The sequence below is a fragment of the Streptomyces sp. NPDC003034 genome (genome assembly GCF_053591375.1).
In genome coordinates, this window is the sequence record NZ_JBSFTS010000022.1 from 1 (window position 1) to 22584 (window position 22584).

21 protein-coding genes are annotated in these 22584 nt (G+C 71.3%); 3 read left to right on the forward strand and 18 right to left on the reverse strand.

Features of this window, described 5'->3' with window-relative positions:
• Positions 1-111: 111 nt before the first annotated feature.
• The 13 genes from nusB to ACWDX7_RS21150 form a co-directional block, all read right to left on the reverse strand.
• On the reverse strand, positions 112-546 hold the full coding sequence (gene nusB, locus ACWDX7_RS21090) for a transcription antitermination factor NusB (protein WP_451490594.1): 435 nt from the start codon (positions 544-546) through the stop codon (positions 112-114).
• 2 nt (positions 547-548) lie between these two features.
• The gene (gene efp, locus ACWDX7_RS21095; protein ID WP_451490595.1) at positions 549-1115 is read right to left on the reverse strand and encodes an elongation factor P; all 567 of its coding nucleotides are present in this window, start codon (positions 1113-1115) and stop codon (positions 549-551) included.
• A gap of 57 nt (positions 1116-1172) precedes the next feature.
• Positions 1173-2279, reverse strand: a complete 1107-nt coding sequence (locus ACWDX7_RS21100; protein ID WP_451490596.1) for a M24 family metallopeptidase — start codon at positions 2277-2279, stop codon at positions 1173-1175.
• Positions 2280-2371: 92 nt separating this feature from the next.
• Positions 2372-3121 carry an AAA family ATPase gene (locus ACWDX7_RS21105; protein WP_451490597.1) on the reverse strand — a complete coding sequence of 250 codons (750 nt, stop codon included), beginning with the start codon at positions 3119-3121 and terminating at the stop codon, positions 2372-2374.
• A gap of 182 nt (positions 3122-3303) precedes the next feature.
• A complete protein-coding gene (gene aroB, locus ACWDX7_RS21110; protein WP_451490598.1) occupies positions 3304-4395 on the reverse strand; it encodes a 3-dehydroquinate synthase in 1092 nt (363 codons plus the stop codon).
• Entirely contained in the window at positions 4392-4910 is a 519-nt protein-coding gene (locus ACWDX7_RS21115; RefSeq protein WP_451490599.1) for a shikimate kinase, read from the reverse strand. Before ACWDX7_RS21115 ends, aroB begins: the two co-directional genes overlap by 4 nt.
• On the reverse strand, positions 4907-6091 hold the full coding sequence (aroC, locus tag ACWDX7_RS21120; protein ID WP_451490600.1) for a chorismate synthase: 1185 nt from the start codon (positions 6089-6091) through the stop codon (positions 4907-4909). Before aroC ends, ACWDX7_RS21115 begins: the two co-directional genes overlap by 4 nt.
• A gap of 209 nt (positions 6092-6300) precedes the next feature.
• On the reverse strand, positions 6301-7128 hold the full coding sequence (locus ACWDX7_RS21125) for a shikimate dehydrogenase (protein WP_451490601.1): 828 nt from the start codon (positions 7126-7128) through the stop codon (positions 6301-6303).
• 11 nt (positions 7129-7139) lie between these two features.
• Entirely contained in the window at positions 7140-8900 is a 1761-nt protein-coding gene (mltG, locus tag ACWDX7_RS21130; RefSeq protein ID WP_451490602.1) for an endolytic transglycosylase MltG, read from the reverse strand.
• Positions 8901-9029: 129 nt separating this feature from the next.
• Complete coding sequence (gene ruvX, locus ACWDX7_RS21135; RefSeq protein WP_451490603.1) at positions 9030-9500, reverse strand: Holliday junction resolvase RuvX; 471 nt, start codon at positions 9498-9500, stop codon at positions 9030-9032.
• A 2-nt stretch (positions 9501-9502) separates the two neighbouring features.
• Positions 9503-12196, reverse strand: a complete 2694-nt coding sequence (gene alaS, locus ACWDX7_RS21140; protein ID WP_451490604.1) for an alanine--tRNA ligase — start codon at positions 12194-12196, stop codon at positions 9503-9505.
• Positions 12196-12555 carry a DUF6167 family protein gene (locus tag ACWDX7_RS21145; protein WP_451490605.1) on the reverse strand — a complete coding sequence of 120 codons (360 nt, stop codon included), beginning with the start codon at positions 12553-12555 and terminating at the stop codon, positions 12196-12198. Before ACWDX7_RS21145 ends, alaS begins: the two co-directional genes overlap by 1 nt.
• 6 nt (positions 12556-12561) lie before the next feature.
• On the reverse strand, positions 12562-12990 hold the full coding sequence (locus tag ACWDX7_RS21150) for a DUF948 domain-containing protein (protein WP_451490606.1): 429 nt from the start codon (positions 12988-12990) through the stop codon (positions 12562-12564).
• A gap of 146 nt (positions 12991-13136) precedes the next feature.
• Between ACWDX7_RS21150 and ACWDX7_RS21155 the strand changes: the two genes are divergently transcribed.
• On the forward strand, positions 13137-15401 hold the full coding sequence (locus ACWDX7_RS21155; protein ID WP_451490607.1) for an ATP-binding protein: 2265 nt from the start codon (positions 13137-13139) through the stop codon (positions 15399-15401).
• Positions 15402-15558: 157 nt separating this feature from the next.
• Here the strand turns inward: ACWDX7_RS21155 and rpsD are convergent, their stop codons facing one another.
• On the reverse strand, positions 15559-16170 hold the full coding sequence (gene rpsD, locus ACWDX7_RS21160) for a 30S ribosomal protein S4 (protein ID WP_150520470.1): 612 nt from the start codon (positions 16168-16170) through the stop codon (positions 15559-15561).
• A 55-nt stretch (positions 16171-16225) separates the two neighbouring features.
• Between rpsD and ACWDX7_RS21165 the strand changes: the two genes are divergently transcribed.
• Positions 16226-17131: a DUF2470 domain-containing protein gene (locus ACWDX7_RS21165; protein ID WP_451490608.1), complete on the forward strand. Its 906-nt coding sequence runs from the start codon at positions 16226-16228 to the stop codon at positions 17129-17131.
• A gap of 122 nt (positions 17132-17253) precedes the next feature.
• Here the strand turns inward: ACWDX7_RS21165 and ACWDX7_RS21170 are convergent, their stop codons facing one another.
• The 4 genes from ACWDX7_RS21170 to ACWDX7_RS21185 form a co-directional block, all read right to left on the reverse strand.
• Positions 17254-18606 (reverse strand): replication-associated recombination protein A, encoded by a 1353-nt coding sequence (locus tag ACWDX7_RS21170; RefSeq protein WP_451490609.1) that lies wholly within the window; start codon positions 18604-18606, stop codon positions 17254-17256.
• Between the two features lie 78 nt (positions 18607-18684).
• Positions 18685-19299 carry a vitamin K epoxide reductase family protein gene (locus ACWDX7_RS21175; protein ID WP_451490610.1) on the reverse strand — a complete coding sequence of 205 codons (615 nt, stop codon included), beginning with the start codon at positions 19297-19299 and terminating at the stop codon, positions 18685-18687.
• Between the two features lie 207 nt (positions 19300-19506).
• A complete protein-coding gene (gene hisS, locus ACWDX7_RS21180) occupies positions 19507-20769 on the reverse strand; it encodes a histidine--tRNA ligase (protein WP_451490611.1) in 1263 nt (420 codons plus the stop codon).
• A gap of 11 nt (positions 20770-20780) precedes the next feature.
• A complete protein-coding gene (locus tag ACWDX7_RS21185) occupies positions 20781-21500 on the reverse strand; it encodes an MBL fold metallo-hydrolase (protein ID WP_451490612.1) in 720 nt (239 codons plus the stop codon).
• A gap of 153 nt (positions 21501-21653) precedes the next feature.
• Here ACWDX7_RS21185 and ACWDX7_RS21190 point away from each other — a divergent pair, with 153 nt between their 5' ends.
• Positions 21654-22436: a peptidylprolyl isomerase gene (locus tag ACWDX7_RS21190; protein WP_451490613.1), complete on the forward strand. Its 783-nt coding sequence runs from the start codon at positions 21654-21656 to the stop codon at positions 22434-22436.
• The last annotated feature ends 148 nt before the right edge of the window (positions 22437-22584 follow it).

Below are 22584 nucleotides of genomic sequence, written 5' to 3' on the forward strand. Positions count from 1 at the left end.
CCTCCCCGCCCCTCTTCCGTTGGGGGCGGCTGGGCGGCATAGGGACGGCCCCGCCGCGCGCATGCTGCGGGCCCTTCCGTACGGCGCGGCGCCGGCGCGCCGCGTGCGGTGTCAGCTCTCGCTTCGGCGCAGGCTCGGCTTGAGGTCCTTGAAACGGGCCAGCAGCCCGTTCACGAACGAGGGGGACTCGTCCGTCGAGAACTCCTTGGCCAGCTGGACGGCCTCGTCGATCGCCACGGCGTCCGGGGTGTCGTCCACCCAGATCAGCTCGTACGCACCGAGCCGCAGGATGTTGCGGTCCACGACCGGCATGCGGTCGAGCTCCCAGTCCACGGCGTAGGTGATGATCAGGTCGTCGATGCGGTTCACCTTGTCGGCGTATCCCTCGACGAGATCCATCGTGAAGGCGCTGACCGGCGGCTGCCGGTCGTCCGACCGCGCGTGGCGGATCCAGTCCGCGAGGACCTCGCGCACGGGCACGCCGCGCTGGTCGGCCTCGAACATGATCTGGAAGGCGCGCTTGCGCGCGTTGCTCCGGGCAGCCACGGTTAGCTGCTCACCCGGCCGAGGTAGGCGCTGGTGCGGGTGTCGACCTTGACCTTCTCGCCGGTGGTGACGAAGAGCGGGACCTGGATCTCGTACCCGGTCTCCAGCTTGGCCGGCTTCGTGCCGCCGGTGGAGCGGTCGCCCTGGACACCCGGGTCGGTGTGCTCGATCGTGAGCTCGACGGCGGCCGGCAGCTCGACGTAGAGCACCTCGCCCTCGTGCTGGGCGACGGAGGCGGTGAAGCCCTCGACCATGAAGTTGGCGGCGTCGCCGACGGCCTTGCGGTCGACCATGAGCTGGTCGTAGGTGCTCATGTCCATGAAGACGAAGTAGTCGCCGTCCATGTACGAGAACTGCATGTCACGGCGGTCGATGGTGGCCGTCTCGACCTTCGTGCCGGCGTTGAAGGTCTTGTCGACGACCTTGCCGGAGAGCACGTGCTTGAGCTTGGTGCGCACGAAGGCCGGGCCCTTGCCGGGCTTGACGTGCTGGAACTCGACGACGGACCAGAGCTGGTCACCGTCGAGCTTGAGCACCATGCCGTTCTTGAGGTCGTTCGTGGAAGCCACGGTTGCGGAATCTCCTGCACTGGAAGACCACGGATGCGCGCACGGCCCGGCAGCGGGCTAGAGCGCGAGCAGCTCCTTGGTCGTAATGGTGAGTAGCTCGGGACCGCCGTCCGCCTCGGGGCGTACGACGAGCGTGTCATCGATCCGGACGCCGCCCCGGCCAGGGAGGTGAACCCCCGGTTCGACGGTGACCGGCACGCAAGCGTCCAGTTTACCCATTGCGGTAGGTGCAAGCTGCGGGTCCTCGTCGATTTCGAGACCGACACCGTGTCCGGTCCACGGAGCGACGGATTCCCCATGGCCTGCGGAGTCCAGTACGGAGCGTGCGGCACGGTCGACGTCGCGGTAGGCGGCCCCGGGCAGCAGCGCCTCGCGTCCGGCCCGCTGGGCGGCGAAGACGAGGTCGTACAGCTCGATCTGCCAGTCCGCCGGGGTGGTGCCGATCACGAAGGTGCGGCCGATCTCGCACCGGTAGCCGCGGTAGTTCGCGCCGAGGCACACGGACAGGAAGTCCCCCTCCTCCACCCGGCGGTCGGAGGGCCGGTGCCGGGAGCGGCCGGAGTGCGGGCCGGTGCCGACGGAGGTCGGGAAGGCGGGTCCGTCCGCGCCGTGGTCGACGAGCCGGCGCTCCAGCTCCAGCGCGAGGTGCCGCTCCGTACGCCCGACGAGGATCGATTCGAGCAGCTCGCCGAGGGCCTGGTCGGCGATCTCGGCGGCGATCCGCAGGCAGGCGATCTCCTCCTCGTCCTTGACGAGCCGCTGCTGCTCCACGGCGGTGCCGAGATCGGCCAGGCGCAGGCGGGGGGCGACCGAGCGCAGGGCCCGGTGCCGGCCCACGGTGAGGTGGTGCTCCTCCACCGCGAGGGAGTCGGCGCTCGCGGCCGCGGCCATGTCGGCCGCCGCCACGGCCGGGTCGCCGCCGGGGCTCGGCAGTACGCAGAGTCGGAGCCGCGGGTCGAGCCGTCCCTCGTCCGCCTCGCCGGTGGGAACTCCGGCGCACAAGAGCACGTCCTCGGCCGGTCCGACCAGCAGTACGGCATCGAGCGGGGAGGCGCCGGAGAGATAGCGGACGTTCGCCGGACGCGTGACCAGTGCGGCGGCGTTCCCCGCGGCGGCACAGCGGTCGCGAAGCAGGCTCCGGCGGGCGGCGTACACGTCTGACATGTCTTCGAGCCTACGAGCGCGGCGCGGATCCGGCCCGGCGAGCGGGGCCGGACGGGGCTCGCACGGCCGCCCGGTACCGGACCGGGCGAGGACTACCAGGCCGCAGGAGCCGCGATGGCCCGGGCGAGCACCTCGTCAAGGGCACGCGCCGTGCCCTCCACGTCGAGCTGCGAGTTGTCGATGATCGGCAGGCCGGAGCCGTACCACCCGGCCATCCGGCCGTGGATCCGCGCGACTTCCTCGTCCGAGAGCCGGCGGTTGCCGGAGCGGGCGGCGTTGCGTTCCAGGACGATCTCTAGGCCCGGCAGCAGGACCACCGGCAGCAGCGCGGGGCCCACGTGCCGCTTCCAGCCGCCCAGCCCCACCACCGGCCGGTCGGGGAAGACCGCGTCGTCGAGGATGCAGGAGATGCCGTTCGCCAGGAAGTTGCGGGCGGCGAAGCCGCAGGTGCGGCGGGCCAGGCGGTACTGGGCCTCGGAGTGCTCGTTCCAGCCCGACTGCGGGTCGGCGAAGCCCGAGCACACCCACTCCCGGACGTCGTCCAGGCTCACGTGGGCCGTCGGCACCGGCCGGGTGCCGGCCCAGTGCCGGGCCACCGTGGTCTTGCCCGCGCCCGCCGGCCCGATGAGCAGCACGGCGAGGGTGGCGCCGCCCGTACCCGCCGCCGCGGGCGGCAGCGGGATGTGGCCGGTGGCCTCCGATCCCTGCGGCATGGGGGACGTGAAGGGCTGGGGCGTCCCCGCCCAGCCCTGCGCCGGGGGTATCGGTGGCTGCGGGGGCGTCGCCGGGTGCTGTCCGGACTGTCCCCAGCCCGCGCTCCCGCCCCCCACTCCGTGCTGCATCCGCTGCCACTCCGTCCGTTCCGGCCACTGATGCGAGAACGTTATATGACCCTGGGGGCCCGGCCGTCCACCAGCCCCGTGAGGCGGACCTCAGCCCGGCGCCGCCCGGCGGCTCAGGAGCCGGGGCCGGGCGGCGGGCCGGGCCGGGCCGGGCCGGGCTCAGCGTCCGGCCCGGCAGCGGCTCAGGCGGAGACCTCTCCGTACGCGGCCACGAGCACGGCCGGGTCCGGGCCTTCCAGGACGGTCGGCTTGCCCAGCCCGTCCAGGACGATGAAGCGCAGCAGGTCGCCGCGGGACTTCTTGTCGACCCTCATCGTCTCCAGCAGCTTGGGCCACTGGTCACCGCGGTAGGTCAGCGGCAGCCCCACCGAGGCGAGCACCGCCTTGTGCCGGTCGGCCGTCGCATCGTCCAGCCGGCCCGCGAGCCGGCCGAGCTCGGCGGCGAAGACCATGCCGACCGACACGGCCGCGCCGTGGCGCCACTTGTAGCGCTCGTTCTTCTCGATGGCGTGCGCGAGCGTGTGGCCGTAGTTGAGGATCTCGCGCAGTCCGGCTTCCTTGAGGTCGCTGGAGACGACATCGGCCTTGACCCGGATGGAGCGCACGATCAGTTCGGCGGTGTGCGGACCGCTGGGCGTGCGGGCCGCCTGCGGGTCCTCCTCGATCAGGTCGAGGATCACCGGGTCGGAGATGAATCCGGCCTTGATGACCTCGGCGAGGCCGCTGACGTAGTCGTTGACGGGCAGCGAGTCCAGCGCCGCCAGGTCGCAGAGCACCCCGGCCGGCGGGTGGAAGGCGCCCACCAGGTTCTTGCCCTCGGCGGTGTTGATGCCGGTCTTGCCGCCGACCGCCGCGTCCACCATCGCCAGGACGGTGGTCGGTACGGCGATCCAGCGCACCCCGCGCAGCCAGGTGGCCGCGACGAAGCCCGCAAGGTCGGTGGTGGAGCCGCCGCCCACGCCGACGATCACGTCGGTACGGGTGAACCCGGACTGCCCGAGCGCCTTCCAGCAGTACGCGGCCACCTCGGCCGTCTTGGCCTCCTCGGCGTTCGGCACCTGGATGGCGACCGCCTCGTAGCCCTGCTCGGCCAGGTCGTCGCGCAGCGCCTCACCCGTCGAGGCCAGCGCCTCGGGGTGGATGACGGCGACCCGCCGGGCCTTGGTGCCGATCAGCGTGCCCAGTTCGCCGAGCAGCTGCCGGCCGACCAGCACCTCGTACGGGTCGTGGCCGGCGCTGCCGCCGACGTGGATCCGCGTCACCTGGTCTGTCATACGTCCTTCAACTCCAGAGCGTCGAGGACCGCCTGGGCGACCTCTTCGGGGGTGCGGTCGTCGGTGGCCACCACGACGCGCGCGACTTCGGTGTACAGGGGGCGCCGGGCGTCCATCAGCTCGCGCCACTGGCGGCGCGGATTGACGGCGAGCAGCGGGCGCGCGGCGCCGAGGCCGACGCGCCGTACGGCTTCCTCGACGTCCATCGAGAGATAGGCGACGGGCAGACCGGTCAGCAGGTCGCGGGTGCCGGCGTCGAGGACGGCGCCGCCGCCGAGGGCGAGGACTCCGGTGTGCTCGGCGACGGCGGCCGCGACCGCCTGCCGCTCCAGCTCGCGGAAGTACGGCTCGCCCTCGTCGATGAACAGGTCGGAGATCTCCCGGCCCTGGGCGGCAACGATGTCGGCGTCCGTGTCCCGGTAGGGGACGCCGAGCCGCTCGGCGAGCAGGCCGCCCACCGTGGACTTTCCGGACCCCATGGGGCCGACGAGGACGACCAGTGGTCCGCCGGTCACCGGATCTGCAGGTGTGCGAGGTACGACTGGACGTTGCGCCGGGTCTCGGGGACGGAGTCGCCGCCGAACTTCTCCACGACCGCGTCGGCCAGCACGAGCGCGACCATGGCCTCGGCCACGATGCCCGCGGCCGGCACGGCGCACACGTCGGAGCGCTGGTGGTGGGCCACGGTCGCCTCACCGGTGGAGACGTCGACGGTGGCCAGGGCACGCGGCACGGTCGCGATGGGCTTCATGGCGGCCCGTACGCGCAGCAGCTCGCCGGTGGTCAGCCCGCCCTCGGTGCCGCCGGAGCGGCCGGTGGTCCGCTTGAGCCCCTCGGGGGTGGAGACGATCTCGTCGTGCGCCTTGGAGCCGGGCACGCGGGCGAGGTCGAAGCCGTCGCCGACCTCGACGCCCTTGATGGCCTGGATGCCCATGAGGGCGGCGGCCAGGCGTGCGTCCAGCCGGCGGTCCCAGTGGACGTGCGAGCCGAGCCCGACGGGGACCCCGTAGGCGAGGACCTCCACGACGCCGCCGAGGGTGTCGCCGTCCTTGTGGGCCTGGTCGATCTCCGCGACCATCGCCTTGCTGGCGTCGGCGTCGAGGCAGCGCACGGGGTCGGCGTCGAGCCTGTCGACGTCGGCGGGGGTCGGGTGGACCCCGTACGGGGCCTTGGCCGCCGCCAGTTCCACCACGTGCGAGACGATCTCGATGCCCGCGGCCTCCTTGAGGAAGGACCGGGCGATCGCGCCGAGGGCGACGCGGGCGGCGGTCTCCCGGGCGCTGGCGCGCTCCAGGATCGGCCGGGCCTCGTCGAAGCCGTACTTCTGCATGCCGGCGAGGTCGGCGTGGCCGGGCCGCGGGCGGGTCAGCGGCGCGTTCCGGCCGGTCTCCTTCAGCTCCGAAGGGTCGACGGGATCGGCCGACATGACCTTCTCCCACTTCGGCCACTCGGTGTTGCCGATCATGACGGCGACCGGGGATCCCAGCGACAGCCCGTGGCGGACGCCGCCGAGGAAAGTGATCTCGTCCTGCTCGAACTTCATCCGGGCACCTCGGCCGTAGCCGAGCCGGCGCCGGGCCAGGTGCTCGGCCACCAGCCCGGTGGTGACCGGGACGCCGGCGGGAAGCCCCTCCAGCGTCGCTACCAGCGCCGGTCCGTGCGACTCCCCGGCGGTCAGCCAACGCAACCTGCTCAACGATGCTCCTCATGCTCGCGCCTGGTACAGCGACGGCGCGATCGGGTGCGCGGCCCGGACCCGCCAAACCCGATCCTCCCACGTCCGGGCCGGTGCGCCGCTCCCGGTCCAACTGTCGGACGGCGTCGCACCCGTCCCCCACAGTGGTGGCGACCGGGCGGCGGGGCAAGATCAGCCCCGGGAAAGCATCAGGTGCGCCCGGCTGCTTCTCAGTGGCGGGCCAGCAGCGCCGCTTCACCGGCCGCCCGCATGGCGGCGAGCGGAGCGGTGGGGCACCCGGTCATCTGCTCGACCTGGAGCACCGCCTGGTGGACGAGCAGGTCCAGGCCGCCGATGACCTTGCCGCCCTGCCGGGACCAGGCCGCGGCGATGGCGGTGGGCCAGGGGTCGTACAGGACGTCGAAGAGGGTGCCGGGATCTTCGGGGACGGCCGTGGCCAACGCGTCCGTGGTCCCGGCGGGGGTGGTGGCGATCACCAGCGGCGCGCCCAGCGCCTGGGCCGCGTCCTGCCAGTCGGCCGTGCGCACGGGCACCCCGAGGCGCTCGCCCCACTGCCGCATCTCGTCGGCCCGGGCGCGCGAGCGGACGTACGCCGTCACCTCGCCGGAGCAGATCCGCGAGAGCGCGGCGAGCGCCGAGGATGCGGTGGCTCCGGCGCCCAGGATGGCCGCGAAGGGCACCTTTTCGATGCCGCGCTCGTGGAGGGCGGCGACGATGCCGGGGATGTCGGTGTTGTCCCCGACGCGGCGGCCGTCCTCGGTGAGGACGACCGTGTTGACCGCCTCCACCGAGGCGGCGGTGTCGCTGATGCCGTCGAGCAGCGGGATGACGGCCCGCTTGAGCGGCATGGTCAGCGACAGCCCGGCCCACTCGGGGCCGAGGCCCGCGATGAAACCGGGGAGCGCGGCCTCGTCGGTCTCGAACCGGTCGTACGACCAGTCGTGAAGGCCGAGCTCCCGGTAGGCGGCGCGGTGCAGCACCGGTGAGAGGGAGTGCTCGATGGGCGAACCCAGCACCGCGGCCCTTGTGCGTGACATGTCCTACCTACCTACCCGCCGTTTTTCTGCTTCTGCCGAGCGTTGAACTCATCGACCAGTTTGACGTGTTCGTCATACGACTGGGTGAAGGTGGTCTTGTTTCCGTCGACTGACACGAAGAACATCCAGCCGCCCTGGTCGGGGTTGAGCGTGGCGTTCAGGGCGTCGTCGCCGGGGTTGCCGATCGGACCCGGCGGGAGGCCCTTGTAGAAGTAGGTGTTGTAGGCGTGGTCGAGGGTCCTGGCCTCCCGGACGGAGACGTTGATGTCGCTCGTGCCCTTGAGGTAGTTGATCGTCGAGTCGAATTCGAGCTTCTGGTTGGTGACGTCGTTGGTCTTCTCCAGGCGGTTGTAGATGACCTCCGACATCTTCCGGAAGTCGTCGTGGTTCATGCCCTCGGCGTTGATGAGGCTCGCGACCGTGACCACCTGGAGCGGGTTCTCCAGGCCGAGCTCCTTGGCCTTGGCCTCGATGCCCAGCGCCGCGTACTTCTCGTTCGCGTTCTTGACCATCTGCCGGAGTACGGACTCCGGCGTGCTGTCCTTGCTGAGGTCGTAGCGCGCCGGGTACAGGAACCCTTCGAGCGGGTCCATGATCTTCTGGTTGTTGCCCGCCCAGGCCGGCAGGCCGAGGTTCTTGGCCTCGCGCTTCGCGATCTCCTGCGTGGTGCCCGTCTGCTGGCCGAGCTTCTTGTCGATCGCCTCGTAGACCTCGACGTTGCGCTTGCCCTCGGGGACGGTGATCACGTTCAGCTTCGAGGGGTCGGTCATGAAGGCGACGGCGGCCGCGGCCGACATCTTCTTCTTGAGCGGGTAGACGCCCGCCTGGATGGACTTGCCCTTGGAGTTGGCGGCGGCCGCGCTGGTGAACGCCTCCACGCTCGCGACGACGCCGTGCTTCTTGAGGATGTTGCCCATCTGGATCAGGGAGGCACCCTTGGGGATCTCGACGTCGACCGTCTCGCCGGTGCCCTCGCCCGCGTAGTCCTCGGCCGTGGCGAATCTGTCCTTGAGGTAGGTGTAGCCGTAGTAGCCTCCACCGCCGAGCACGCCCACGATGACGAGGCTCGTGATCAGGCAGGCGGCGCCGCTGCGCTGCTTGGGCTTGCCGCCCTTCGAACGGCCGGAGCGGCGGCCGCCGCCGGCCGGCTGCTTGCCGTCGTCGTCCCGGTCCCCGTCCTCGGTTTCCACGTCGGTGTCCTGCCCCTGCTCGCCCGGTTCCGGCTCCAGGTGGCGGCGGCCCGGGGGGCGCGGGGGCGGATAGGCGTCGGCCGTGGTGTACAGGTCCGGGCTCTCCCCGGGGTAAGCGCCGACGGTCTGCTGGGCGTACGGTTCCGCGCCGAGGTGGGGATCGGCCGTCAGCGCGGCCCCGTACTGCTCCTGGCCGGTGTCCCAGCCCTGGCCGTCGTACACCGGCTGCTGCGGCTCGACGTGCTGCTGCTGGTGCTGGTGTTGCTGATGCTGCTGGGCATAGCCCTGCTGCTCGGCGTACTGGAGCTGCTCGGAGTACTGCTGCTGCGCCGCGTCGTACTGCGGCTGCTCGGAGTACTGCTGCTGCGCGTCGTACTGCGGCTGCTGGAAGCCCTGCGGGTAGTGCTGCTGCTCCGGGTACTGCTGCTGGTACTGCGGCTCCTGCGCGTACTGCTGCTGCGGGTCACCGCTGTACGGCACCTGGCCCTGCTGGGTCTGGTGCCCGGTCCACCCCTGGTCCCCGTACAGGGGGTCCTCGGGGTGCCACGGTTCGGAGCCACGGCCCCGGCCATACTCAGTCATCGGTCCCCTAGAGCCGCGAGACGAAGACCACGGCATTCCTTCTACCGCGGCACCCGGTTCCGCCTCTGTGGTGGTGGGCGACGGCTGTTCGAATGCCGTCTCATCGCGCGGAACGTTACCGTATCGCGATCAGACAACCACTTCGACGCACTCACCAGGCGGATTACCTGATACCCGTTCGGTCTCAAGAACGTTCTGAAGGATCACCACAGCGGCCGCCTGGTCGATGACCGACCGCCCCTTCTTGGCGTTCCGCCCGGAGGCCCGCAGGCCCTGGGCGGCGGTGACCGTGGTCATCCGCTCGTCCACCAGCCGGACCGTGACCGGCTTGATGCCCTTGGCGAGTTCCATGGCGAAGGCGCGGCACTTGGCCGCGGCCGGGCCCTCCCGCCCGCTGAGCGAGCGGGGCAGGCCGACCACGACCTCCAGGGGCTCGTACTCCTCGACGAGCTGCCGCAGCCGCCGGTGGGCCGCCGGGACATCACGTCCCGGCACGGTTTCGACCGGTGTGGCGAGCACCCCGTCGGGGTCGCACGAGGCGACCCCGATCCGGGCGTCACCGACGTCGATCGCGAGGCGGCGGCCGCGGCGCAGGCTCATCGTCAGACCGTCTCTACGACGAGACGCTCGACGGCGCTGATGGCCTCCGGGACGGCGGCCGCGTTCTGTCCGCCGCCCTGGGCCACGTCCGGCTTGCCGCCACCGCCGCCGCCGAGGGTCTTGGCGGCCGCGCGCACCAGGTCGCCCGCCTTGAGGCCGCGCTCGCGGGCCGCCTCGTTGGTGGCGATGACCGTCAGCGGACGGCCGCCCGCCACGGTGAAGAGCGCCACGACGGCCGGCCGGCCGCCCGCGCCTGTCATCTGTTGCAGCCGGCCCCGGACGTCGAGGACCAGCCTGCGCAGGTCGTCGGCGCCGGTGCCGTCCGGCACCTGGCCGACGACGAGGGCGACCCCGCGGATGTCCTGGGCGTTCTCGGCGAGGCCGGCGGCGGCCTGCAGGACCTTCTCGGCCCGGAACTTCTCGATCTCCTTCTCGGCGTCCTTCAGCTTGCCGAGCATGGCGGAGATCTTCTCCGGCAGCTCCTCGGGGCGGCCCTTGACCAGCTCCTGGAGCTGCGCGACGACCGTGTGCTCCTTGGCCAGGAAGTTGTACGCGTCCACGCCCACGAGGGCCTCGACCCGGCGCACGCCGGAGCCGATGGAGGACTCGCCGAGCAGCTTGACCAGGCCCAGCTGGGCCGTGTTGCCGACGTGCGTGCCGCCGCACAGCTCCTTGGAGAAGTCGCCGATCGTCACGACGCGCACGCGCTCGCCGTACTTCTCGCCGAACTCGGCGATGGCGCCCTGCTTCTTCGCCTCTTCGATGCTCATGATCTCGGCGGTGACGTCCAGCTCACGCGAGAGGACCTCGTTGATCTTCTGCTCTACGTCCGTGAGGACTCCGCCGGGTACGGCGTTCGGCGAACCGAAGTCGAAGCGGAAGCGGCCCGGCGAGTTCTCCGAACCGGCCTGCGCCGCCGTCGGGCCCAGGGCGTCGCGCAGTGCCTGGTGCGTCAGGTGCGTGGCCGAGTGGGCGCGGGCGATGGCCCGGCGCCGCCTGACGTCGATGGCGGCGTAGGCGGAGGCGCCCACGGTGACCTCGCCGACCTGCACGGAGCCCTTGTGCACGGAGACACCGGGGACCGGCTGCTGCACGTCGCGGACCTCGATGACGGCGCCCGAGTCGAGCTTGATGCGGCCCTGGTCGGCGAGCTGGCCGCCACCCTCGGCGTAGAAGGGGGTGCGGTCCAGGACGACCTCGACCTCGTCGCCCTCGGAGGCGGCGGGCGCGGAGACACCGTTGACCAGCAGGCCGACGATGACGGATTCGCCCTGCGTGGTGGCGTAGCCGGTGAACTCGGTGGCGCCGGCGCGGTCCGCGATCTCGCGGTACGAGGCGACATCGGCGTGGCCGGTCTTCTTGGCCTTGGCGTCGGCCTTGGCCTTGTCCCGCTGCTCCTGCATCAGGCGCCGGAAGCCGGACTCGTCCACCGACAGGCCCTGCTCGGAGGCGATCTCCAGCGTGAGGTCGATCGGGAAGCCCCAGGTGTCGTGGAGCAGGAACGCCTTGTCGCCGGAGAGGACCGTGCCGCCGGCGGCCTTGGTCTCGCTGACGGCGCCGTCGAGGACGTTGGAGCCGGCGTTCAGCGTCTTGAGGAAGCGGGCCTCCTCGGCGAGTGCGACGGTCTCGATGCGCTTGCGGTCGGTGATGAGCTCCGGGTACTGCTGCCCCATCGTGTTGATCACGACGTCGACGAGGTCCTGGACGACCGGGCCGGTGGCGCCCATGAGGCGCATGTTGCGGATGGCGCGGCGCATGATGCGGCGCAGCACGTAACCGCGGCCCTCGTTGCCCGGGGTGACCCCGTCGCCGATGAGCATGACGGAGGTGCGGATGTGGTCGGCGACCACCCGCATGGCCACGTCGCTGTCCTTGTTGCCGGGGGACCCGCCATATCGGACCCCGGTCAGCTCGGTGGCCTTGTCCATGACCACGCGCAGGGTGTCGGTCTCGTACATGTTCTGCACGCCCTGCAGGATCATGGCGAGACGTTCGAGACCCAGACCCGTGTCGATGTTCTTCGACGGCAGGTCGCCGAGGATGGGGAAGTCTTCCTTCCCGTCGCCGGCGCCGCGCTCGTACTGCATGAAGACCAGGTTCCAGATCTCCACGTACCGCTCGTCGTTGACGGCCGGGCCGCCCTCGACGCCGAACTCGGGGCCGCGGTCGTAGTTGATCTCGGAACACGGGCCGCAGGGGCCGGGGACGCCCATGGACCAGAAGTTGTCCTTCTTGCCCAGGCGCTGGATGCGCTCGGCGGGGACGCCGATCTTCTCGCGCCAGATCTGCTCGGCCTCGTCGTCGTCCAGGTAGACGGTGATCCAGAGCTTCTCCGGCTCCAGGCCGTAGCCGCCGTCCGCCACGGGGGTGGTCAGCAGCTCCCAGGCGTAGCTGATGGCGCCTTCCTTGAAGTAATCGCCGAAGGAGAAGTTGCCGCACATCTGGAAGAACGTGCCGTGGCGGGTGGTCTTGCCCACCTCTTCGATGTCCGGCGTACGCACGCACTTCTGCACGCTGGTGGCGCGGGGGGCCGGGGGCTTGGCCTCACCGAGGAAGTACGGCTTGAAGGGCACCATGCCCGCGTTGACCAGCAGCAGAGTCGGGTCGTCCGCGATGAGCGACGCCGAAGGGACAACGGCGTGACCGCGCTCCTCGAAGAAGCTCAGCCAGCGGCGGCGGATTTCAGCCGACTCCATCAGTGGTCCTCATTCCGGTTGTACGAAAACTTCGGTCGGGGGGTGGTCTTGTCGTTCTCGATGGCGCGCAGGCGCCGTGCCCCGGGAAGGGCGGTGACGTTGTCGGGCCGGGCCGCGTCCTCGGCGTCGCTCCGGGGGCCCAGCCCCAGTGCGTCTTTCAGCTCGTCCTCGCGCTGCGTCATTCCCGCCCTGACGTCGAGCGCGAAGTCCTTGAGGCGGTGGCCCGCCTCCACGGCCTTGTCCGCGGCCTGGGCGGCGAGGCTCTCCGGGGTCAGCTTCTTCAGCTGACGGTTGACCTTGGTGGTGGCCCACACGCCGGCGGCTGCGCCGGCGGTGAACCAGAAGGCTCGGCGGAACATCGGCGGTCAGCCCTTCTGCTTCCGGCGCCGGGCCGTCGGCACCGTACGGCCGACGATCACGGTACGCCGGGACGTCTTCTGCGGAACCTCGTCCGTTCGGCCGAGCGCCTTGCGGACGCCGTAGCCGAAGGCCGCGACCTTGACCAGCGGCCCCCCGAAAGCGGAGGCCACGGTGGACGACAGCGCGGAGGCGTTCGAGGTGACCTCCTGGACGTCGCTCGCGATGGCGTCGACCCGGTCGAGCTGGGTGCGCGCGGAGCGGACGGTGGTGGAGGCATCGGCCAGCAGCGGGACGGCCTGGTCGGTTACCTCGGCCACCAGTTTGGTGGTCGCCTTGAGCACCTGGGCCAGTCTCGCCAGCACCACCGCGAGGAAGGAGACCAGGATGGCCCAGAAGACGGCCACGAGGATCCCGGCCACCTCTCCACCGGACACGTCACACCGCTCTCTGTCTGTACTGAACTGCTGGGAGGATTCGCCCTACGACCCTATCGCGCCGGAGATCCCCGGCCGTACCCGAATTCGGGGGCCGGAGGCTCGCCTTGTACGGGGCGCATCCGGACGAGTACCCTCCGTGTCCCATGCGACAGAGACCCCTTCGAAACAGGACCTGGGGCAATCTTCCCTCGGAACTGAACCGGTTCGTCGGGCGGGGTGGCGAGCTCGCCGGGCTAGGGCGGCTGCTGGAGTCCTCGCGGCTGGTCACGGTGACCGGCGTGGGAGGGGTGGGCAAGTCCCGGCTCGCGCTCGCGGCGGCGTGGACGCTCGCGGGAGAGGCCACGGCTTGCGCGGAAGGGTCCGCGGCGGGCGCGGAAGAGTCCGCGGCGGCCACGGCGGCGCAGGAACGCTACTGCGACGGGGTGTGGCTGGCCGAACTGGCGACCGTACGGGATCCGGCACTGCTGGAGTTCACGCTCGCCCAGTCCCTCGGGCTGACCGACCACACCACGCGCCCGCCCCGGTCCGTCCTGGCCGAGCACCTGGCCGAGCGGCGGCTGCTCCTGGTCCTGGACGGCTTCGAGCAGCTCGTCGACGAGACCGCCGCTCTGGTACGGGAGCTGCTGCGCCGCTCCCCCGGCCTGCGCGTGCTCGCGGCGGGCCGGCGCCCGCTCGGCCTGGACGGGGAGCGGACCTTCCCCCTGGGGCCGCCCGCCCCGGAAGAGGCGCTGGCCCTGCTGGCCGAGCGCGCCGCCGCGGGCGACCCGGACTTCGCGGTCACCGGGGCGAACCGCTCGGAGCTGACCGAGCTGTGCGCCCGGCTCGACGGGCTGCCGCTCGCCCTGGAGCTGGCGGCCGCCCGCTTGCGCGTGCTGTCCCCGGCGCAGGTCCTGGCCCGGCTGGAGGACCGCTTCGCCCTGCTGACGGGCGGCGCTCGGGGCTCGCTCCCCCGGCACCGGGCGCTGCGCACGGCCATCGGGTGGAGCCACGAACTGTGCACGCCCGAGGAGCGGCTGCTGTGGGCCCGGCTGTCCGTCTTCGCCGGAACGTTCGACCTCGACGCCGTCGAATACGTGTGCGCGGGTCCGGACCTGCCGGTGGAGAACGTGCTGGACCTGGTCGGAGAGCTGCTGGCGCAGTCCCTGCTGGTCCGCGAGGAGACGCCGGCCGGTGTCCGCTACCGGATGCTGGAGACCGTACGGCTGTACGGCGCGGGCTGGCTGGAGCAGCTGGGGGACGCGGGGCGGCTGCGGCGGCGGCACCGCGACTGGTACATGGGGCTGGCGACCTGGTGCGAGCTCGACTGGTTCAGCCCCCGCCAGTACGAGGTCGCGGCGCTGGTGGAGGCCGAGCTGCCGAATCTGCGGCTCGCGCTGGAGTGCTGCCTCGACGAGCCGGACGAGCTCCACCTCGGCCAGTACCTGGCGGGCACGCTGTGGTTCTACTGGGCGGGCTGCGGGCGCCTGACGGAAGGACGGCACTGGCTGGGCCGGACCCTGGAGCCCGGCCGGGGAGCCGGGGACGCGGAGTCGGAGTCGGTGTACGGCAGCTTCCGGCTGAAGGCGCTGTGGGTGCTCGGCTACGTGGCGGCCCTGCAGGGCGACGCGGTGGCCTCGATGAGCGCCCTGTACGAGTGTCGCGACGGGGCGGCGCGCACGGGGAACGCGGTGGCGGCCGCGTACGCGGTGCACCGGCTCGGGTGTCTGGCGCTGGTCTCGGACGACATGGCGCGGGCGCGGGAGCTGCTGGGTTCGGCGCTGGAGCGGTACCGGGCGGCCGGGGAGCTGAACAGCAATGTGCTGATGTGCCAGGTGGAGCTGGCGATGGCACTGGCCTTCGAGGGCGACCTGGCGGGCGCGGTCTCGCTGTGCGAGGAGGTCCGGGACATCTGCGAGGAGCGCGGCGAGCTCTGGACGAAGGCGTACGCCCTGTATGTCCTCGCCTACGCGGCCCTGGACGCGGGGCGCACGCGGGAGGCGCGGCGGTTGCTGACCGAGTGCGTGGCGGTCAACCACACCTTCAACGATCTGGTCGGCCTGGTGCTGGCGCTCGAACTGCTGGCCCTGGTCACGGTCGCGGAGGGCGATCCGGCCGAGGCGGCGGTGCTCCAGGGCGCGGCGGAGCCGATGTGGGAGGGGGTGGGGCTGCAGTTGTTCGGCTCCGGGTACTTCAACGCCCCGCGCCTGATGTGCCAGGAAAAGGCGGGCGAGCTGCTGGGCGCCGAGCGCTACGCGGCGCACGCCGCCGAGGGTCGGGAGCTGAGCCGGGAGTCCCTGGTCCTGCGCGCCCAGTGCTCGGCCGGTGAGCCGGAGGAGGCCGCTCCGGCCGGGGGGCGGCCGGCGAACCGGGCGGGGCTGCCGGGGCCCCGGGCACCGCGCGGCGCGAAGGCGGGCCGGGAGCAGCCGTAGCACCACCGCCCGACCGGGTGCCCGTGAGCCAGGGCGTCCGTACAGGGGCGGTTCATGCGCCCGGAAAGCGGAAAACCCGCCGCCCCCGAAGGGGACGGCGGGCCGGCCAGCCCATGGGGCACTCCCCCGGCTCGACGCCGGGGAGGTGCCCCGTCAATCAGCGGGCGTAGTACTCGACGACGAGCTGCTCGTCGCAGATGACCGGGATTTCCTTGCGGTTCGGGTCGCGGTCCAGGCGGAAGGCCAGGGCCTTCAGGTTGACCTGCAGGTAGCGCGGGGTCTCGCCCTCGCCTGCGTAGCCACCCTCACGGGCGACCTGGAACGGAACCTTCTCGCGGCTGCGCTCGCGCACGGTCACGACGTCGTCCGGGCGGACACGGAACGACGGCTTGTCGACCTTGCCACCGTTGACCTCGATGTGGCCGTGAACGACCATCTGGCGGGCCTGGTAGATGGTCCGGGCGATGCCCGAACGCAGCACCAGGGCGTCGAGACGACGCTCGAGCTCGACGACGAGCGCCTCGCCCGTCTTGCCTTCGGCCTTCTTGGCGCGGTCGTACGCGCGGGCCATCTGACGCTCAGAGATGTCGTACTGAGCGCGCAGACGCTGCTTCTCCAGCAGACGAACCTTGTAGTCCGAGTTCTGCTTGCGGCCACGGCCGTGCTCGCCCGGCGGGTAGGGGCGGGCCTCGAAGTACTTGACGGCCTTCGGGGTCAGCGCAATGCCGAGGGCACGCGACTTCTTGACCTTGGGTCGCTTCTGGTTCACGTGGAACCTACCTCCATGTAAGTTAGGTGAGGCTTACCTTAGCGAGGAGGACGTAATGTCTCGACCACATGGGATCCCCCTGCCCAGTGCGCGTCGAAGTTCAGATTCCAACGAAACGGAATCTGCTTTCGACGACGATAAGCAAGGTCAGCCGCGTCCCAGGGAAGGCGTTCGGCAGCTCACCGGAGCCGAACGCGTACGAACCCTCGTAGAGTCCAACGCCTCAGTATCCCTCACGCTCCCGGGTGCTCGCGACAACCGTGAGCCCGAGGAGTTCGGGGTAGGGATGCCGGCCGCTCGGACCGTCACCCCGGACGGGGACGTGATTCTCCTTGTTTCCGGGGAATCCGCGGCCGCCAGGGCAGCCGCTCACGCCCAGGACGACGACCTCACCGCCGTGATCGAGATCACGGACGTGGCGCCGGTGTCCGTGCCCCATCGTATCCGAGGCCGCGCCTGGCTGGCCGGATGGCTGACGCCGGTGCGCGGATCCGACCGCGCGGCCTGTGCGGCGCTGCTCGCGGAGCGCCATCCGGTGGGTGAGCTGCTGGGCATCGCCGAGGACCCGTACGGACGACCGGCGTGGATGCTGCTGCGCCTGGAGGTCGGCGAGATCTCGGTGGACGACCTGTGGGGCGCCGAGCACGTGGACCCCGAAGACCTGGCCGGGGCCGAGCCGGACCCGATGGTGGCGCACGAGACGGAGCTGCTCCAGCACCTGCACAGCGCCCACGGCGACCGGATCGCCGAGCTGTGCGGACTGCTCGGTCCCCGGGAGGCCGACGGCATGACCGCCGTCCCGCTCTCCCTGGACCGGCTCGGCCTGCGCGTCCGCTTCACGGGCGGGGCCGCCGGCTCCTTCGACGCACGCTTCGACTTCCCCGAGCCGGTGGCGGACATCTGCGGCCTGCGCCGGGCGATGCACACCCTCTTCTCGGCGGCGGGCCGGCCGAACCGCTGAGGGCACCCCGGGCGGGGACACCGGCATGCCGGGGCCGGGGCCGGGGCCCGAGCGGAACCAGAGCTTGAGCCGGAGCCGGAGCCGGAGGCCCGAGTGGAGCCGGAGCCGGTGCCCGCCGCGGGTCAGGGCCCGCCGCGGAGCCGCTCGCGGACCTTCTCCACCACATCCGCATACCGCGCTTCCGCCCCGTACCGCGTCGGCTCGTAGTACCGCTTGCCATGGATCTCGTCCGGCGCGTACTGCTGCGCGGCGATGCCTCCGGGCACATCGTGCGGGTACACGTACCCCTGCGCGTGCCCGAGCTTCGCCGCTCCCTTGTAGTGCCCGTCCCGCAGGTGCGGCGGGACCGTGCCCGCCAGCCCCGCCCGTACGTCCGCCAGCGCCGCCCCGATCGCGGTCGTCGCGGTGTTCGACTTCGGGGCCAGCGCCAGCGCGATGGTGGCGTGGCTCAGGGTCAGCGCGGCCTCCGGGAAGCCGATCATCGCGACCGCCTGGGCCGCGGCCACCGCGATCGGCAGCGCCGTCGGGTCGGCCAGTCCGATGTCCTCGCTCGCCGAGATCATCAGGCGGCGCGCGATGAAGCGGGGGTCCTCCCCCGCCTCGATCATCCGCGCCAGGTAGTGCAGCGCGGCGTCCACGTCGGAGCCGCGGATCGACTTGATCAGAGCGCTGGCCACGTCGTAGTGCTGGTCGCCGTCCCGGTCGTACTTGACCGCCGCGCGGTCGATCGCCTCCTCCACCGTCTGGAGGGTGATCTCCTGCTCGCCCTTGGCGAGGGCGGAGCCGGCCCCCGCCTCCAGCGCCGTCAGCGCCCGCCGGGCGTCGCCGCCCGCGATGCGCAGCAGGTGTGCCTCCGCGTCCGCCGGCAGGGACACCGCCCCGCCCAGGCCCCGTTCCTCGGTCAGCGCCCGCCGCATCAGCGCGCTCAGGTCCTCGTCGGTCAGCGGTTCCAGCGTCAGCAGCAGCGAACGCGAGAGCAGCGGCGAGATGATCGAGAAGTACGGATTCTCCGTGGTCGCCGCGATCAGGGTCACCCAGCGGTTCTCGACGGCCGGGAGGAGCGAGTCCTGCTGCGCCTTGCTGAAGCGGTGGATCTCGTCCAGGAAGAGGACGGTCTCCTTGCCGTATCCACCCGCCGCCCGCCGGGCGCCCTCGATGACCGCGCGTACCTCTTTGACTCCCGCCGTGATGGCGGACAGCTCGACGAACCGCTTCTGCGTGGCCTGGCTGACGACATAGGCAAGGGTCGTCTTTCCGGTGCCGGGCGGCCCCCAGAGGATCACCGACGAGGCACCGGCGGGACCCCCGGCCCCTTCCTCGACCAGCCGCCGCAGCGGTGATCCGCGCTTCAGCAGGTGCTGCTGGCCGACGACCTCGTCCAGGGTGCGGGGGCGCATCCGGACGGCGAGCGGAGAGCTCGCGGGGTCTTTCTCCTGGCGGGCCTCGGCAGCGGCGGTGAACAGGTCTGGTTCCACACCGGAAGCCTATGCGAGCCCACTGACAACACCGACGCGCCCGGTGGGCGGCTCAGGGCCGGCCCGTCCACCGCACGCTCAGGAGGTCCAGAAGTCCCACCAGCGGGTCAGGATCAGCATCCCGATGATCCCGATGTGCAGCACGGGCAGGACCCAGGCGAACTCGTCGAAGAATGACCGCAGCCAGCCGGGGGCCGGCAGCATGCCCTCGCGCACGTTGTGCGCGGTGACGTACCAGAACATGAGGATCGTGGCGACCCAGGCCAGGCAGCACCACAGGCAGAGCGCGTTGATGTTGTACAGCGACTGGTAGGTGAGCCAGGCGCAGAAGACGACGCCGAAGAGGGTGCCCGCGTTCAGCGTCAGCCAATACCAGTGGCGGAAGCGGGCCCCGGCCAGCAGGCTCATGCCGACCGCGACGACGATCCCGTAGGCGACCAGTCCGAGCATCGGGTTGGGGAAGCCGAAGACGGACGCCTGGTCGCTCGTCATGATGTTGCCGCAGGACACGACCGGGTTCAGGCTGCAGCCGGGTGTGAAGTCCGGGTCCTCCAGCAGCTTGAACTTGTCGATCGTGATCACCCAGGCGGCCAGCAGCCCCGCGGCACCGGTGATCACCAGCAGCAGCGCCAGGGCCCGGCCGGCTCCGACGGTCCTGGGGGCGGTGTCCTGCTCCGTGCCTCGCATCGTCATACCGCCCGCTCCGCCATCCCGTCCACGGCCGTAAGGCCAGGCCTGCAAGGTAAGTCCAAGCACCGGCCATTGTGCCGTACCGGTCTGTGTTCCGGCCGTTCGATGGGCATAAGGACCCCGCCGCACGACGGCGCGCACACGACGAAGGGCGGGACGGGCAGCCGCACACCGGCGCGACTGTCCGACCCGCCCCGCGGGCGGCGGCCGTCAGGCCAGCTTCGCCCGGACCGCGTCGACCAGCCCGGCCACAGGCACCGCGGTCTGCTCCCCGGACTCCATGTCCTTGAGCTGCACCAGGCCCTCGGCCAGGTCCCGCTCGCCCGCGACGACCGCGAAGCGCGCACCCGACCGGTTCGCGTCCTTCATCGCACCCTTGAGGCCCTTGCCCCCGTACGAGAAGTCCGCGGCGATCCCGGCCCGGCGCAGCTCCGTGACCTTCCCGAACAGCACCCGCCGGGCCTCCTCGCCCAGCGCCACCGCGAACACCGACGTCGCCGCCGGAAGGTCCAGCTCGACCCCCTCGGCTTCGAGCGCCAGCACCGTACGGTCCACTCCCAGCGCCCAGCCCACCGACGGCAGCGCCGGTCCGCCGATCATCTCGGACAGGCCGTCGTAGCGGCCGCCGCCGCCCACCGCGGACTGGGATCCCAGACCGTCGTGGACGAATTCGAAGGTGGTCCGGGTGTAGTAGTCCAGGCCGCGCACCAGCTTCTCGTCGTCCTCGAAGGCCACCCCCGCGGCCGTGATCAGCGAGCGCACCTCCTCGTGGTACGCCTTGCACGCGTCGCACAGGTAGTCCCGCAGCATCGGGGCGCCGACCAGCTGCTTCTGTACGTCGGCCCGCTTGTCGTCGAGCACCCGCAGCGGGTTGATCTCGGCGCGGCGGACGGTGTCCTCGTCCAGGTCCAGATCGCGCAGGAAGCCCTGCAGCGCCTCCCGGTACAAGGGGCGGCACTCCTTGTCACCCAGCGAGTTCAGCAGGATCCGGAAGTGGCGCAGGCCCAGCGAGCGGTACGCCTGGTCGGCCAGGATGATCAGCTCGGCGTCCAGCGCCGGGTCCTCGGCGCCGATCGCCTCCGCGCCGACCTGCGAGAAGTGGCGGTAGCGGCCCGCCTGCGCCCGCTCGTAGCGGTAGTAGGAACCGGAGTACCAGAGCTTGACCGGGAGCAGGCCGAGCTTGTGCAGATTGCCCTGCAGTGCGGCGCGCAGCACGGAGGCGGTGCCCTCGGGACGCAGTGCCAGCTGGTCACCCCCCTTGGTCGTGAGGGTGTACATCTCCTTGGTGACGATGTCGGTGGACTCGCCGACGCCGCGGGAGAACAGCTCGACGTTCTCGAAGCCCGGGGTCTCGACATATCCGTAGCCGGAGTTCCTCAGCGGCCCGGCGATCGCCTCGCGGACCGCGAGGAAGGTCGCGGACCGGGGCGGCAGCAGGTCGTACGTGCCCTTGGGGGCCTGGAAAGTACTCACGGAATCTCTCGTCACATTCCTCGTCGTGGAGCGGCGGCGCCGTCACGGGTGTCCGGGCGGCCCGCGGCCACTTCTCGCAGATACGGGTTGGTCGCGCGCTCGCGGCCGATGGTGGTCTGGGGGCCGTGGCCGGACAGCACCACGGTGGAGTCGTCCAGCGGCAGGCACACGCGGGCCAGCGACCGCAGGATCTCGGCGTGGGAACCGCCGGGCAGGTCGGTGCGTCCGATGGAGCCGGCGAAGAGCAGGTCGCCCGAGAAGAAGACCGGCGGTACGTCGGCCAGCTCGGGCATCCTGAAGGTCACCGACCCCTTGGTATGACCGGGCGCGTGCGCCACCGAGAAGTCCATCCCGGCCAGCTTCAGGAGGCTGCCGTCGGTCAGCTCGCGGACGTCGTCCGGCTCCCCCACGGTCAGCTCGCCCATGAGCGGCATTCCGATGGACATGCCGAGGGCCTTCTCCGGGTCGCTCATCATGTAGCGGTCCTCGGGATGGATCCAGGCCGGTACGTCGTGTGCTCCGCACACCGGGACCACGGAGGCCACATGATCGAGGTGGCCGTGGGTCAGCACGACCGCGACGGGCTTGAGGCGATGCTTCCGCAGCGTCTCCTCGACACCCTGGGCGGCCTGGTGGCCCGGGTCGATGATGACGCACTCCTCACCGGCGGCGGGGGCGACCACGTAACAGTTGGTCCCCCAGGCCCCGGCGGGGAACCCGGCAATCAGCACGTTCGTCCTCAATCGTCGTCGGCGGGGAGGCTGCAGATCGGAATGCTGCTGCTCAGAGCCTACCGGCGCGGATCATTACACAGCGAACCCAGATACGGTACGGCCTATCCCAGCCCGGACAGCAGTACCAGACACGTACAAGGAGACGACCCGGTGGCCACGAGCGATCAGCGGCGGCGACAGCTCGCCAGAGAGAAGTACGAGCGCCAGCAGAAGCGCCGCGCCGAGGCCCGGCAGAAGGCGCGCAGACGCATGGCCGTGATCGGGGCGGCGGTGGCCGTGGTGGTCGCCACACTGGTCGGCCTGGTCGTGGGCGGCGTCTTCGACAAGGACGAGAAGGACACGGCGGCGGACCCCTCGGCGAATCCGTCCGCCTCGCCGACGCCGAAGCAGTCGCCTTCGCCGGAGATGGCGATCGACCAGACGGCGAAGTACACCTTCGCGCTGAAGACCAGCGCGGGCGACATCACGGTCGCGATGGACGCCGCGAAGACGCCGCAGACCGTGAACTCCTTCAAGTCCCTCGCCGACAAGGGGTACTTCGACAACACGAAGTGCCACCGGCTGACCACCGGCGGGATCTTCGTCCTCCAGTGCGGCGACCCCGAGGGAACCGGCATGGGCGGCCCCGGTTACACCATCCCGGACGAGAACCTGGACTCCCTCGGCAAGCCGAACGGGCAGGGTCAGGTGACGTACCCGGCGGGCACCGTGGCCATGGCCAACACCGGGCAGCCCGGTACCGGCGGCAGCCAGTTCTTCCTGGTCTACAAGGACAGCCCGCTGGCTCCCGGGTACACCCCCTTCGGCAAGATCGACCCGGCCGGCCTGAAGGTCCTGGACGAGGTCGCCAAGGCCGGGACGGCCGACGGCGGCCAGGACGGGCCGCCGAAGACCGAAGTGAAGATCCAGAAGGGCACCGTCACCAAGGACTGACGGCCCGCGGCGGCCCGGGAGCCCGGCCGGCCCGCCCCCGTACGCCGATATTCCGTCGTGCGGGATGCGGACAGCCGGCCCGGCGGTCGCCTATGTTGGCGTTGTGGAGGGCGGGCGCGGCCCGCCCCAGGAAACTGTGGACGATGCC